At 35.7% G+C, this 15,341-nt stretch carries 8 protein-coding genes and 1 pseudogene; 2 read left to right on the top strand and 7 right to left on the bottom strand.

The features are described 5' to 3' along the window. The 4 genes and pseudogenes from ACNO7W_RS04590 to ACNO7W_RS04575 all read right to left on the bottom strand — a co-directional run. Nucleotides 1-1,893: pseudogene (locus ACNO7W_RS04590) on the bottom strand (hypothetical protein); the annotation flags it as partial. A 1,955-nt stretch (nt 1,894-3,848) separates the two neighbouring features. Next, nucleotides 3,849-5,069: a 3-oxoacyl-[acyl-carrier-protein] synthase III C-terminal domain-containing protein gene (locus tag ACNO7W_RS04585; protein ID WP_417937200.1), complete on the bottom strand. Its 1,221-nt coding sequence runs from the start codon at nt 5,067-5,069 to the stop codon at nt 3,849-3,851. Between the two features lie 682 nt (nt 5,070-5,751). Then, entirely contained in the window at nt 5,752-6,051 is a 300-nt protein-coding gene (locus ACNO7W_RS04580; RefSeq protein WP_417937199.1) for a hypothetical protein, read from the bottom strand. 120 nt (nt 6,052-6,171) lie between these two features. Then, nucleotides 6,172-9,624: a methylmalonyl-CoA mutase family protein gene (locus ACNO7W_RS04575; RefSeq protein ID WP_417937198.1), complete on the bottom strand. Its 3,453-nt coding sequence runs from the start codon at nt 9,622-9,624 to the stop codon at nt 6,172-6,174. A gap of 290 nt (nt 9,625-9,914) precedes the next feature. Between ACNO7W_RS04575 and ACNO7W_RS04570 the strand changes: the two genes are divergently transcribed. Continuing rightward, complete coding sequence (locus tag ACNO7W_RS04570) at nt 9,915-10,622, top strand: DUF4197 domain-containing protein (protein ID WP_417937197.1); 708 nt, start codon at nt 9,915-9,917, stop codon at nt 10,620-10,622. Nucleotides 10,623-11,046: 424 nt separating this feature from the next. Further along, on the top strand, nt 11,047-11,901 hold the full coding sequence (gene purU / locus ACNO7W_RS04565; RefSeq protein ID WP_417937196.1) for a formyltetrahydrofolate deformylase: 855 nt from the start codon (nt 11,047-11,049) through the stop codon (nt 11,899-11,901). A 194-nt stretch (nt 11,902-12,095) separates the two neighbouring features. On the opposite strand, the gene ACNO7W_RS04560 is transcribed toward purU, so the two are convergent. The 3 genes from ACNO7W_RS04560 to ACNO7W_RS04550 form a co-directional block, all read right to left on the bottom strand. Then, nucleotides 12,096-12,611 (bottom strand): O-acetyl-ADP-ribose deacetylase, encoded by a 516-nt coding sequence (locus ACNO7W_RS04560; protein ID WP_143387781.1) that lies wholly within the window; start codon nt 12,609-12,611, stop codon nt 12,096-12,098. A 269-nt stretch (nt 12,612-12,880) separates the two neighbouring features. Further along, complete coding sequence (locus ACNO7W_RS04555; RefSeq protein WP_417937195.1) at nt 12,881-13,534, bottom strand: VOC family protein; 654 nt, start codon at nt 13,532-13,534, stop codon at nt 12,881-12,883. A gap of 20 nt (nt 13,535-13,554) precedes the next feature. Further along, complete coding sequence (locus ACNO7W_RS04550) at nt 13,555-15,039, bottom strand: catalase (protein WP_417937194.1); 1,485 nt, start codon at nt 15,037-15,039, stop codon at nt 13,555-13,557. Nucleotides 15,040-15,341: the final 302 nt, after the last annotated feature.

The following is a 15,341-nucleotide window of genomic DNA, read 5'->3' as shown; positions in this document are numbered from 1 at the left end:
ATTTCCGGCACAGTTGCCTGGTGTAGTTACATCATTGAAAGTCAACGTTACCGATGCATCACAAGTGTCGGTAGCAGTAGCTTGCGCAAAGGCAGGAAGTGCTGGACAATTGATAGTGGATGGAGCTGGTAAAGCTGCGATTACCGGTGCAGTGATATCCTGAACATTGATGGTTTGCGTAGCGGTGGAGAAGTTTCCACAATCATCTGTAGCAGTCCATGTTCTGGTTACACTGTAATTTCCGGCACAGTTGCCTGGTGTAGTTACATCATTGAAAGTCAAAGAAGCAACCGTACAATTATCCGTTGCTGTCGCTTGCGCAAAGGCAGGCACGGCTGGACAATTGATTGTGGACGCGGCAGGTAAAGCTGCGATTACTGGTATGACCTCGTCTTTTACAACAGTAAAAGTACTAGTGCATGTTTTAGGAACTTCGTGACAAGCATCAAATACTTTATATTCGAAAGTCAATTGTCCACCACAGGTCAGATTGCCTAAAGGCGGAAAATCTGCCAGGTTATCAGTAACTGGACTAATTCCGCCCGTATTACTGAAACCAGCTTTCCAAGTATTGTAAGCTGTTGTTATTGCTTCGGTCGTGCTGCATACTGGTAAAGTAACAGGCGCAGCGCAGGTGACTGCCAGATTACTCAAATCCAAATTCAACTGAATTGGAGCTCCCGGAAAATCCTTTAATTCAGATTGAGCTGAATTTCCTGAAGATCTTGTTCTAATAAACAGCGTACTGATTATAAAGCATGGATTATTAATTGCTTTGAGCACTTGGGTAAGATTGATAGCACCTTCAGCCCATTGATTAGGAGCATAAACACCAGGAGAGGTTCCATAGGTATCAAAGGGTACTGAGGTAGTCGAAAAGTTATTGGTTAAATAAACATCGCCAAAAAATTCAGAGTTGGGATGAATTACATATTCATACCCGCCTCCCGCTTTTGCTGTCCATATCCGAATCACAACATTAGCGTCACCTCCTCCTTGGGTAAATTCAATAGTGAGCAATATGTCCCCGATTGTACGTCCCCCTTGGGTTCCTAATGTCGTAAATCCGCCACTACCTCCTGTAATTGGTGCAACACCACTTAGGGGGTCAGCGGGACCAAAGATAGCGCCAGTAATCGTTAAAGGAGCCTGCAAAAACTCAAAATCGATGTAACTGCTCCCATTGGTTACCTGACGGTCACCTGCAAAAAGACACCACAAATCCGTAGCAACTCCAGGTCCACTAGTACCGGTGACAAAGGTTTCATCATCAATACTTACTCCACCTATTACACCCGGATCACCATAACTAAAATGAGCACCACAATTTTGGATTTCATTTTTGTTAGGCGAAGATCCTGCACCCCAAGTATAGGTGTTTGGATTATCATTTATCTTATTAGAGCGGGTAAATATGGTTGGATCATTTTGATAAGGATCCTGAAGAAAATAGCTGACCGGCACAGTGACAGGGCTTGTGGGTTTGTAAAAAACTTCACCTGTAAATGGGTTAACCACACCATGACCGGCTATAGTAGGATGCAATAGGTCAAACAAGTCACCTACTCCTTCATATATAGTACCAATAGGTTCATGAGCAAAGGCATCGCCATCAACTCCGGAACCACTATGGGGGTATTGTACTGGCACTACACCTTTAATAGACCCTTGTGCATTAACTCTATAACCCGTCATTAAAATTGCTGCCAACATAAATGGCAAAGCAAGCGACTGACGCCAATAACAAGACCATAAATTTGACAGGTAATCAATTGAATTTCTCTCCTTAAATTTAAAAAAATTTAATTCAGAAACAGTGTTTTTCGTTGAGAAGCAACAATTTATTTTGCTAGATAAAACATCGAAAAACTTCGAAATTGTATTCTTTTTCATAATAAAAGTATTTTTACATCATAAATTAGAAAAAAGGAAAATTTACAGACTTGGGGAGAAAACTTACAGATAAAACAAAAACACCTTCATAAACACATTTATGAAGTACTCCATCATCCAAAGGATTTTTATTGTGGGGAACAATAACTAAATTCTTTATCAACCAGATAGTCGCTTAAAAAAGCAACCTTAAAACTCTAATCTAAAACAATTAGCATTGAAATTAATACGATAGGTATTGAACAAAGTTTTCAGACTCGGGGGAGAAAACTTGCAGAAAAACGAAACATCTTCAAAAAATAATTTAATGAAGTAGTCCATCATCTAAAGGATATTTTATTTTGGGGAACAAAAAAAATCCTTTTATTAACCTGAAAGTTGCTTGACAAACAACCTAATCAAATAAATTTTTGTTAAACCAAAGTTAGGTATTACACCAAAAAAAGGAAAAAAAATAGGCCTAAACAAGACAACATTCTATTATTCCCGACAAAGAACACTGTTCGCTAAGAAAAGCTTTACACCAATAAAATATTAATACTAAATCACTCGTTAACTGCTTGATTATCAATTAATTAAGTAATTTATTACATAAGTTTTGTTAATTAAAAAATAATGTTAAAAGCGATAAACATCTCTTGTACTTTAATCACGTTATAGCATTTATATTGATTTTTTGATGAAAAATTTGGACAATTATTGATAATCTTAAAATATTAAAATTGTCTCATTTTTTACAAAAATTTCGGAAGCGGCACAAGGATTTTAAAATATTGATTTTTATTCTTCAGAAATGTTGGAACGAACTGAAAATGACAATAAAAAAGACCTTCATGGCTGAAAGGAGGAATCTCAGTATAGTTATTCCACTCAGTTTGTCATTGCTTCGCCAGTTCGGATATAGTCCTCGTGTCCGACGAAGGAGGAATCTCCACACGATTATTCCACGCGGTAACATGCTATACGTTAGTTTTCTCCTCTGTCGAAATGACAAGTTTGTGGTGAGGGTTTGCGTAAAAATTTGCGGTGAAGGTTTAAATTATCGACTTTTTTACATAAAAAACAACTAAAGGTTTAATGGTAGCAGGGTCGAATTCCCCTCTTGAGAGTCCCGAGGCTTCGGGATAGGGGTGTGTTTTTTGTTTTTAAAGGCAACTATCCATTTGATGATAGTAGTGTAAAGTTACCACAGCTGTTAAAAAAACAGACCAAGTACGAGTTCATTGGACTTAGCATTGGTATTTATGTAAGTAACTCGATTAAATTATATGACCGTCCGCTTAGCGGACTATAATTATTTTTGATGACTGTCCGCTAAGCGGACTAAATTTACAAAAGAGAAATATTTTTAAAAAAGTTAGCCACGAATTACACTAATTTTCACCAATTTTTTAAAAATTAAAATAGAAATTCGGGGTAATTCGTGTAATTCGTGGCTGGAATAATTGATTGGTATTAGTTACGGACAGTCATATTATTTTTTATGACTATCCGTAATGCGGACTAAAATCATTTCGAATACAATTTTCGTCGTTTGTACATTTATAAAGCATAAATAGTAGCCCACAGATTGTACAGATTATACCGATTTACACGGATTTTTTTACTTGGTGAATCAAACTGTTTATTTAAATCTGTGCAAAATCCGTTCAATCCGTGTTATCTGTGTGCCATATTCTATCCTTTGGAACATATTGCGGACTGTCATATTATTTTTTTAGCCACGAATTTTCACAAATTTCACGAATTAGTGTTTAATTTTTCTTTTAAGGATAAAAATTCGTGACAAATTCGTGAAATTTGTGGCTAAATTTTTCTTTAGTATTATTTACGGATAGTCATATTAAATTAATGCGTCACATTTGTTCATTCAGTTACCTAAACATCGGGAGTTTTAAAAAAACAATATTGGTTTATTATGAAGCTTTAACAATCAAGATTTTACTTTAAAAAAATCACACCTTTTCTAGCAAGAGCCCTGTTGCCGTAAGACCTGGCCCAAATGCCATCGCTACAACTTTGGTCCCTGATTCGATGGTTGAATCATTTATAATTTCATTAAAAATATGAGGGACCGTGGCAGAAGACATGTTTCCATGAAGGCGTAACACTTCATAAGACCAACGAGCCTGTTCTTTTAACAATCCTATTTCGCCTACCACATAATCAATAATTTTAGGCCCACCCGGGTGAATGGCAAAATGCATCTTAGATTTCTGTTCTTCAAGATCTACACCACCTTTTTTACAAAGGGTTGTCAAAAAAGATTTGATGTTTTTACGAATAAAAACAGGAACTCGTTTAGAAAGTGTCATTAAAAAATTATACTCTCCTAAATCCCAGGACATATCTTCTAATGAATCCGGAATGATAACCTCGTGAAAAGCTAAAATTCGCAATCCTTTTTTCTCTTGAATCGTATCATCATTCAGGAATGATTTTTCTTCATATAAAGAATAGCCTATAAAACCATCCGCAAAAAGCGAACAAATCATGGTATTTGCGGGAGAGAACGCTGTTAAATTCAAATGTGCGGACAATAATTCCGTATGAACCACATCCGCTCTTCCGTTAATTAGACTGGCACATATTAAGCTGCTGGCCGTACGAATAGCAGGAAAAGCACCATAACACCCCATATGATACGAATGGGTAACCTGAACCGTTTCCCAATTCCTTTCTATTACTGCTTCCTGCGCCACACTGGGAGAAGAATAGCCTGAACAGGTGACATGAACAAGATTTTCAGGCCTTATGGTAACATCAGAATAAAATTCATCAAAAACAGAACCCATTTTTCTTTTAAACCATTCCATTCGAACCTCAATTTTAGGCCCAAAAGAATTGCCTAGCTTGACTTCAAAACCACTGGGAAAATGATAATCTGAAGGCGAAGTAATGTCCATTATATTTTCAATAAAATCCTCAACCTCTTCAAAAATTATACTTTGTCTGCTATTAATGCTTTCGGGAGAAACAGAATACTTATCCACCTGATCAGATATAAACTCAAAACTTACTGTTTCGTGATTAATACCATCATTTCCTGTACTATCCGATTTTGGGAGATTTTGGAAATGATAATATAAAAATTTGGTGTACTGATTAAGCTTTTCCTGCTCAAATAATTTACCAACCAGAATGGGATGAAAATTGGAAATGATAATGTTTTTCATAACCTTAAAATTAATTCATTAAGTAAAATTAAGTTAAAACATCTAAAAAAAATAAGCTAATAAAGTGCTCTAACCACTAACGCCTCATCTATTTGATTTTCAACTACTTAAATATGTTGTTTTTTTGTTAAAATACTAACAATTAGCACATTATGAGAATTACGCCACGTAAATTTATTGACTGATTATCACGGAATAACAAGAACTATATATCTTTATTTTAGTCTAATTTTAAAGGAATCGTTTTCTAATTCCAAACGATTATTGGAGTACTTAAATAAATGTTAATGTTTAGTTTTGCTATCGAATTAAGTAACCTTTACAGTTCTGACGGAAGAGGAATCCACACACAAACATTCCACATAGTTTGTCATTGCTTCGCCAGTTCGGGCATAGCCCTCGTGTCCGACGAAGGAGGAATAAAAAACAAAAAAAAAGACCTTCCTCCCGAAACATCGGGTCTGAAAGGTCCTTTTATTAATCTCTAAAAATATTATTTTAATATGACTGTCCGTAACTAATACCAATCAATTATTCCAGCCACGAATTACACGAATTACCCCGAATTTCTATTTTAATTTTTAAAAAATTGGTGAAAATTAGTGTAATTCGTGGCTAACTTTTTTAAAAATATTTCTCTTTTGTAAATTTAGTCCGCTTAGCGGACAGTCATCTATTTTAATTAAGGCTTCATAAATTTAAGAATTGCAAGCAATCCACCCAAAGTTGTGATCGTTGAACCAACCCAAAAAGCAAACATCCATTTAATCATATCGGTTTTTGACTGTTCTATCTTTGAGTTGAGCTGTATCTCAATTTTAAATATATCTTCTTTTAATTGGCTTTTATATTCTACATGTCGATTGCTAACTTCGGCTTTTACTGTTTCTTGAATAACTTCGGCTAAAAACCTAGCTCTATCGTCATCTAGTTTTAAATCCTTTCTAAAAATATCGTATAATTTTATTTCTACTGTACGCATTTCTTTAGTGTTTTAGTCAAAGGTATAAAATTTTTATTCCTATATTAAAAAAAAGCAAAAAACAATAGCACTTGATTCGCTGACAATTATTTTCCAATCAATTGTTAACGAATGTAGTCCCTACATATTTCTTCTGTATTGCCCACCAACTTCAAATAAGGCCGAAGTAATTTGTCCCAAAGAACAAACCTTCGTCGCTTCCATTAAATGTTCGAATAAGTTTTCGTTTTTAATGGCAGCTTCCTGAAGCGTATTCAAATGTTCCTTTACTGTATCTTGATTGGACTGGTGTAAATGGCTCAACATATCAATTTGATATTGTTTTTCTTCTTCGGTGGCACGAATTACTTCGGCTGGAATTACCGTTGGAGAACCTTTGGAACTTAAAAAAGTATTGACACCAATGATTGGGAATTCTCCTGTATGTTTTAAAGTTTCATAATACAAACTTTCCTCCTGAATTTTAGAACGTTGGTACATTGTTTCCATGGCTCCAAGAACGCCACCACGTTCTGTAATTCTATCAAATTCTTGCAAAACCGCAGCTTCAACTAAATCTGTCAGTTCTTCGATGATAAAAGCACCTTGAATTGGGTTTTCGTTTTTGGCCAAACCTAATTCCTTATTGATAATCAATTGAATCGCCATCGCACGACGCACTGACTCTTCCGTAGGCGTTGTGATTGCTTCATCGTACGCATTCGTATGCAATGAATTACAGTTGTCATAAATCGCATACAACGCTTGCAAAGTGGTACGAATATCATTGAAATCAATTTCCTGTGCATGCAAAGAACGACCTGACGTTTGAATATGGTATTTCAACATTTGCGCACGCTCGTTAGCCCCGTATTTGTTTTTCATGGCTTTCGCCCAAATTTTACGCGCCACACGACCTATAACTGCATATTCAGGATCTACTCCATTCGAGAAAAAGAACGATAAGTTCGGTCCAAAATCATTGATATTCATTCCACGACTCAAATAATATTCCACATAAGTAAAACCATTCGATAAAGTGAAAGCCAATTGCGTGATAGGATTTGCTCCCGCTTCAGCAATGTGATACCCAGAAATAGAAACCGAATAAAAGTTTCTTACATTCTTAGTAATGAAATATTCCTGCACGTCACCCATCAATCTAAGAGCAAATTCAGTAGAGAAAATACAGGTATTTTGTGCTTGGTCTTCTTTAAGAATATCAGCTTGAACCGTTCCACGAACTTGAGACAAGGTTCTTGCTTTGATATCATTATACACCTCCAAAGGTAAAACCTGATCTCCGGTAACGCCCAAAAGCATCAAACCTAAACCGTTATTTCCTTCGGGTAAATCGCCTTGGTAATGCGGTCTTTCGACTCCTTTTTCTTTATATATTTTGTTGATTTTCTCGGCAACTTCTTTTTCAATACCGTTATCCTTAATGTAAAACTCACATTGTTGGTCGATCGCGGCATTCATGAAAAACCCTAACAACATTGGCGCCGGCCCATTGATAGTCATACTCACCGAAGTCATGGCATGAACCAAATCAAACCCAGAATATAATTTTTTTGCATCGTCCAAACAACAAATGGAAACTCCGGCATTACCGATTTTTCCATAAATATCCGGACGTACATGTGGATCGTTTCCGTATAAAGTTACACTGTCAAAAGCAGTTGATAATCTTTTTGCCGGTAATCCCGCGCTTACATAATGAAAACGTTTGTTGGTTCTTTCCGGTCCGCCTTCACCTGCAAACATACGAGAAGGATCTTCTCCTTCGCGTTTGAAAGGATACAAACCAGCGGTAAAAGGAAATTCTCCGGGAACATTTTCCTGCAGACACCAACGTAAAATATCACCCCAAGCCTGATACTTTGGCAAAGCAATTTTCGGGATTTGAGAATGCGAAAGTGACTCTGTATGCGTCGCCATCATTATTTCTCTATCACGAACTTTGAATGTGTAAACCGGATTTTTGTACTTGTTTACTTTTTCGTTCCAAGTCAAAATGATTTCCCAATTGTAGGGATCCAAATCCATTTTTACTTTATCAAACTGATTGAGTAAAAGATTTAGAAAAATTTTATTTTCAGCAACTCCTTGTTTTTCGGTTTCCAAAGCACTTGGCAATACCGAATCATCATCGATTCCAGTTTTGTTTATGACTGGGAATTTTCCGGAAACACTTTCCAATGTTTTGAAAATCCCGTATAATTTTTGGGCAACTTGTTCTTGGCTTACCGCAGTAACATCATATTTCCTGTTGCTTTCGGCAATTTCAGATAAATAACGGGTTCTGTGTGGTGGAATAACGAAAATCTTCTCGCTCATTTCACGCGTGATTTTAAACGTTGATTTCAAATCAGAATTAGTTTTTTCATGGACTTTATCCATAATCGCTTTGTACAGCGTATTCATTCCCGGGTCGTTGAACTGCGAAGCAATTGTTCCGAAAACAGGAAGTGTATCTAAATTAGCATCCCATAAGTTATGGTTGCGTTGGTATTGTTTTTTAACGTCTCTTAAAGCATCAAGAGAACCGCGTTTGTCGAATTTGTTTATCGCCACTAAATCAGCGAAATCAAGCATGTCAATTTTTTCTAATTGAGTTGCAGCTCCAAATTCAGGTGTCATTACATATAATGAAACATCAGAATGATCCATAATCTCTGTATCAGATTGCCCGATTCCGGAAGTTTCCAGGATAATGATGTCATAATTTGCCGCTTTGATTACTTGGATTGCTTCGGCTACATATTTAGACAAAGCCAAATTAGATTGACGTGTAGCTAAAGAACGCATATAAACACGAGGATTGTTGATCGCGTTCATACGGATTCTATCTCCTAAAAGTGCACCACCTGTTTTTCTTTTTGATGGATCGACAGAGATTAACCCTATAGTTTTTTCTGGAAAGTCGATAAGGAAACGACGGACTAATTCATCAACCAAAGATGATTTTCCTGCTCCACCCGTCCCTGTAATTCCAAGAACTGGCGTTTTACAATCGGTGTTCTTTTTATGAATTGCATCTAAAGTTGCTGCCGCTACATCAGGGAAATTCTCAGCTGATGAAATGATTCTGGCAATTGCTTTTGGATTTTTTTCTTCAAGATGATCGATTTCGTCACTCAGTTTATCTCCAATAGCGTAGTCCGATTGTTGTACTAAATCATTGATCATTCCTTGCAATCCCATGGCACGTCCATCATCTGGCGCATAAATTCTTGTGATTCCGTAGGCTTGTAATTCAGCTATTTCAGAAGGCAAAATCACTCCTCCTCCACCGCCAAATATTTTGATTTGTCCGGCTCCTTTTTCCTGAAGCAGGTCGTACATGTATTTGAAATATTCGTTGTGTCCTCCTTGATACGATGTTATAGCAATGGCATTGGCATCTTCTTGAATCGCTGTATTTACAACTTCCTCCACACTACGGTCATGACCCAAATGGATCACCTCAACACCTGTAGATTGAATAATTCTACGCATGATGTTGATTGCTGCATCGTGACCATCAAAAAGGGCTGCTGCGGTGACAATTCTTACTTTATTAACAGGGATATACGGTTTTACGGGTTCCATTTTATGAATATGATAATTTAAGTGTGCAATTTACGATTTTATTTTAAAAATTATTTAATGTCTGTCATAGTTGTTGATAAATAAGCAAGGATTTTGTTATTTAGCCCCGATGGAAGCGGCATCCCTCGCTTTTTCAGCGAGGATACAGCGGACAGCGGGACAACTGCTCCCAAATAAACACTAAAATTTGTGCTCCTAAAAATAAATTATGGCTTTGTTTTTGAATAAGTAGTATTTTTACACAAGCCGTATGGCAAACAGACGAATTAAACCTATAAAAACAATTTAAGATGAAAAAAATTTTATTTTTAATGGTGGTGATCTCTCTTTCCAGTTGTGCCGAAATGCAACAGGTTCTTAATCAATTACCCCAAACTCAGGGAATCGGAGGGGTAGATATTGCAGGTGGATTGAAGGAAGCACTAAATAATGGAATTTCTAAACAAGTAACAAAATTGACCGCGGTAGATGGTTTTTACAGAAATGAAGCCGTAAAAATTTTATTACCGGAAGAATTAAGAAAAGTAGATACCGGTTTGAGAAGAATTGGTTTAAGTTCATTGGCTGATGAAGGTTTGAAAGTATTGAATCGTGCTGCCGAAGATGCCGTGAAGGAAGCTACTCCTATATTTGTGGATGCGGTGAGAAACATGACTTTTATGGATGCCAAATCGATTTTGATGGGAAATGAAAGTTCAGCGACTAATTATTTACAAAATAGCACCTCGACTGCTTTGTACGGAAAATTTAATCCTGTTATAAAAAATTCATTCACTAAAGTAGGTGCTGATAAAGTTTGGTCTAACATTATAACAAAATACAACAGCATTCCATTAGTAAATAAAGTAAATCCGGACTTGACTGATTATGTTACCAATCAAGCGATGAATGGTGTTTTCAAGATGATTGCCATTGAAGAAAAAAATATCAGAACAAATTTAAGTTCCAGAACTTCCGTTTTATTGCAAAAAGTTTTTGCGATGCAGGACAAGATTTAATTTAATCGACTTATTTACATAAAAAACAACTAAAGGTTTAAATGTTAGCAGGGTCGAATTCCCTCCCGACGCTTCGGGATTGAGAGTCCCGAGTGTGTTTTTTTGTTATACAGAAAAATATCCATTTGATGATATTAGTGTAAAGTTATCACAGCTGTTAAAAAAACAGACCAAGTACGAGTTCATTAGACGTAGCCACAAATTTCACGAATTGGTGTTTAATTTTTCTTTTAGGATAAAAATTCGTGACAAATTCGTGAAATTTGTAGCTAAATTTTTCTTTAGCATTATTTACGGATAGTCATATTATTAAACCGTTAGCTATTTTTAAAACATAAACACTAAAATCAAATTTTTTTATAAAAAGAAATAAGTTTAGTTTTGAAAAACACTATACGGACTAAAGTCGAAAGAGATATATAAAATGCAAAAAATTACCATACTTATACATTGCGAAGACCAAAAAGCAATTATTGCCTCTGTTACCAATTATATTGCCTCAATTGACGGTAATATTATCTATCTGGACCAACATGTGGATGCCGATGAAAACGTATTTTTCATGCGTTTGGAATGTGAGTTCAGTGCCAAAAATTGGGATATTGAAGCTATCAAAACTGATTTTCAAGCTAATTTAGCAAATCCGTTTAATATGTCTTGGGAAATGTACACACAAGATGAAAAACCAAAAATGGCGCTGTTTGTTTCTAAATACGACCATTGTTTGTATGACATTTTAGGACGATACAGCGCTGGTGAATTACCTCTTGAAATCCCTTTGATTATAAGCAACCATGAGGATTTGAAATCAGTGGCGGAACGTTTTTCTATTCCGTTTCATTATGTTCCTTTCACCAAAGACATTAAGGCCGAAGGGGAACAAAAGCAAATTGATTTGCTGGAGCAGTATGATATTGACTTTATTGTTTTGGCGCGCTACATGCAAATTATTACGCCAAATTTAATTGCGCAATACAAAAATCAAATTATCAATATTCATCATTCCTTTCTTCCGGCATTTCCTGGAGCTAAACCCTATCATTCTGCTTTTAAACGCGGCGTGAAAATTATTGGAGCCACCAGTCATTATGTGACCGAAGGATTAGATGAAGGTCCGATTATTGAACAAGATATTGCCCGAGTTTCACACAGTCATTCTATAGAAGACTTTATTATGAAAGGACGTGATTTGGAACGCATGGTTTTGGCTAGAGCCATAAAATTACATGCCGAGAGAAAAACGATGGTTTATGATAACAAAACGGTGGTGTTTTCGTAAAAAAAATAAAATCCTCACCCTTCCCGAAACCTCGTGACTCTCCAAAGGAGAGGGAGCCGAAACCCTAAATAGTATACAAAAACAAACCTCGTTTATCCCGAAACTTCGGGATAAACGAGGTTTGTTTTTATATCTTTTTTCCTTTCATTTAGATTTTGAAAAGAGCTGGCAACGGTTACCACTGTTTAGCTGTGCTAAATTTTGTTTAACTCTTTATTTATTAAAATTTCATTTTCATCATCAAAACAAACAAATATTACTTTTTCAATTTCATTATGTTTTGATAGAAATTCAGAAACTGTCTTAACTGCAATTTGGGCTGCCACATCTTTTGGGAATCGATATACACCAGTACTAATACTTGGAAATGCAACAGATTTGCAGTTGTTCTCTACAGCAAGTTTTAATGAATTTTTATAGCAGTCAGCAAGTTTTTCTTTTTCATTTTTATTTCCACCATTCCAAACTGGACCAACTGTATGTATTACATAATTGGCTGGAAGTTTTCCTGCAGTAGTAATTACCGCTTCCCCAGTCTTACAACTTCCTTGTCTAGCGATAATTTTTCTACAATCTTCCAGTATTGCATTTCCTCCAGCTCTATGAATTGCTCCATCAACACCACCGCCACCCATAAGAGATGAATTAGCAGCGTTTACTATTGCATCAACTGAGATTTTTGTAATATCATTTTTTATAACTTGAATCATATTTTTTTGTTTCGAGATCATATTACAGCTAACTTACACACTTAGAGCCTGCTTAAAATTCTAATATTTAAATTTTAAACAGGCTCTTAATTATTTGGTTCTTATAATTTTAATTCCAGTAATACAAAAAACGCAATGCGTTTTTTGTGTTGTCGATTTAGTTTTTCTAACTATTCGAATGTAGGATTTATTTATAAAACAAAGAACAATCCTATTATTTATAAAAAAAAACGCTTACCCAAGTGAACATCTTAACTTTAATTTTTCATTCAAAAAACTTCAATTTCTCTCGTTTTTCCATCATTATAAAATACCACTTTGGTCCAGAACGATTTTGCTTTTTTATCCGTGGGATACCAATCCCTGTTTTCTTCCACAAGGATAAAAAGTCCCGTATCTGTCCCCAAAACAATAAATTTATTTAGTTTGGGTTGCTTTGGAAATAGCGAAAGATCATACTTTTTACAAATTTCGTCACTGAGCTGTGAAACATTTTTCGATACAAAACCTATTTCGCTAAGGGATACAATTGACGATCCATCAAACGGTTTCTCCGATGCATTATCCAAACTGAAACGGGCAATGAATTCTAAAATATTTCCATTATTGTCATAAAAATAAAAAGACTTTGCGTTCCAATTATAAAAATCTGCGATTTTATCAGGCGGAATTACCTCTAAAATTTTCGTTTTCTTTTCTATCCATACAAAAGCTTCCGGCAACTTATTATTTGGTATATCAAAAGCAAAATGATACACTGGGATTAAATTCTCAGAAGACCTAAAAGTTAGTTTTGTGGCACCCGCTTCAAATGAAATACTCGAATTATTTTTCGAAATAGTTTTCAACCCGATGACATTGTTATAAAACAACTCCGTTTCATCGATAGTATCTGTTAATAATTCAAGTTCGAGAATATTCATCTTGTTTAAATTGAAACTAATTATCTTTCCAGCAAATCAACGTCAACTCCCAATCCTGCAGCAACTCCGGCTCCTATGCGACCATCAGCTCTATACCAATGACTCAATTGACGGTTAACAATTTCGTCTTTTTTAGGACCTTCAATACCAGACATGTGAGCAATAATATTAGTAATAGTATTTTGTTGTTGCTCCGGAGTCATGATTTTAAATAAATTACCCGGTTGTGTATAATGATCATTTTCACCTTCGCAATTTCTATCATACCAGTCAGCAAAATCACTAAAAATTTCCAATGGCGGTTCTTTATACGCTTGGTCTATTTCCATAGCATCGAAACTATTTGGAAAATAATTTGGATGGCTTCCTCCATTACCATCTACTCGCATTTGTCCATCTCGCTGGTAATTATTGGTTGCAAATGGACAACGGTTTACAGGGATTTGCTCATAATTTGTTCCCAAGCGATAGCGTTGTGCATCAGGATACGACAATAAACGCCCTTGCAACATTTTATCAGGTGAATATCCAATCCCGTCCACAATATGTGCCGGTGCAAATGCCGCTTGCTCAATATCCTGAAAGTAATTATGTGGATTTTGATTTAATTCCAAAACACCAACATCAATCAACGGAAAATCGCCATGAGGCCAAACTTTGGTTAAATCAAATGGATTCAAATAATAGTCTTGCGAATTAGCCTGCTCTTCCGTCATGACTTGAATTTGTAAATTCCATTGTGGAAAATTTCCCTTATCGATATTTTCAAACAAATCACGTTGTGAAAAATCCATATCATGCGATTTCATTTCTGCCGCTTCTTCATTTGTGAAATTTTTAATTCCCTGTGCTGTTTTGAAATGGAATTTAACGTAAACCCTTTCGTTAGCGGCATTAATCATTGAATACGTATGACTGCCATACCCATTCATATGACGATAGCCGAAAGGAGTTCCTCGATCTGACATGAGTATCAATACCTGATGCAAACTCTCCGGATTCAGCGACCAATAGTCCCACATCATCGTCGGTGATTTCATATTGGTATAAGGATCTCGTTTTTGGGTGTGTATAAAATCACCAAATTTTTTGGGGTCTTTAACAAAGAAAACGGGCGTATTATTCCCCACTAAATCCCAATTCCCGTCTTCGGTGTAAAATTTCATAGCAAAGCCTCGTGGATCTCTTTCTGTATCAGCTGAACCTCTTTCACCTCCTACCGTTGAAAATCGAAGTACTAATTTAGTTTCTTTTCCAATTTCAGAAAAAATTTTAGCTTTTGTATATTTAGTAATATCGTGTGTTACGGTAAATGTCCCAAATGCTCCAGAACCTTTTGCATGCACTACCCTTTCCGGAATGCGCTCTCTGTTAAAATGAGCCATTTTTTCGTGAAGAATATAATCCTGCAATAATAATGGTCCTCGTGAACCTACCGATTGAGAATTTTCGTTTTCTACAAATGGTCTTCCGGACGCTGTTGTAAGTTTTTCATGTGATTTCATATTAATAAAATTTAATAGTTTTCATCAAGGAATAACAAAGGGTAAAACACAAACAAAATTGATAGTTCATATAAAAACAATATCAAAAAACGGTTTGTAGTTTTTTTCAACAAAAGAAAAATAAAATTTGAACAGGTAAAAATCGGTTAATTTTAAAGTTGATTCTGGACCAGAACCGCTAACCGACAATAAAAGAATAAAGTTAAAAAACTTAACGTATATACAACAAAGTAATAACAAAATCTTAACAGCAAAACGTCTGGCTATGTATGATCTTTGCAGGGTAATAAACTGGTTATTTA

The sequence above is a fragment of the Flavobacterium sp. ZB4R12 genome (assembly GCF_048276375.1).
GTDB classification, from domain to species: domain Bacteria; phylum Bacteroidota; class Bacteroidia; order Flavobacteriales; family Flavobacteriaceae; genus Flavobacterium; species Flavobacterium gawalongense.
Note: the sequence above shows the minus strand (reverse complement) of the source record. Positions and strands in the feature narration are given on the sequence as shown.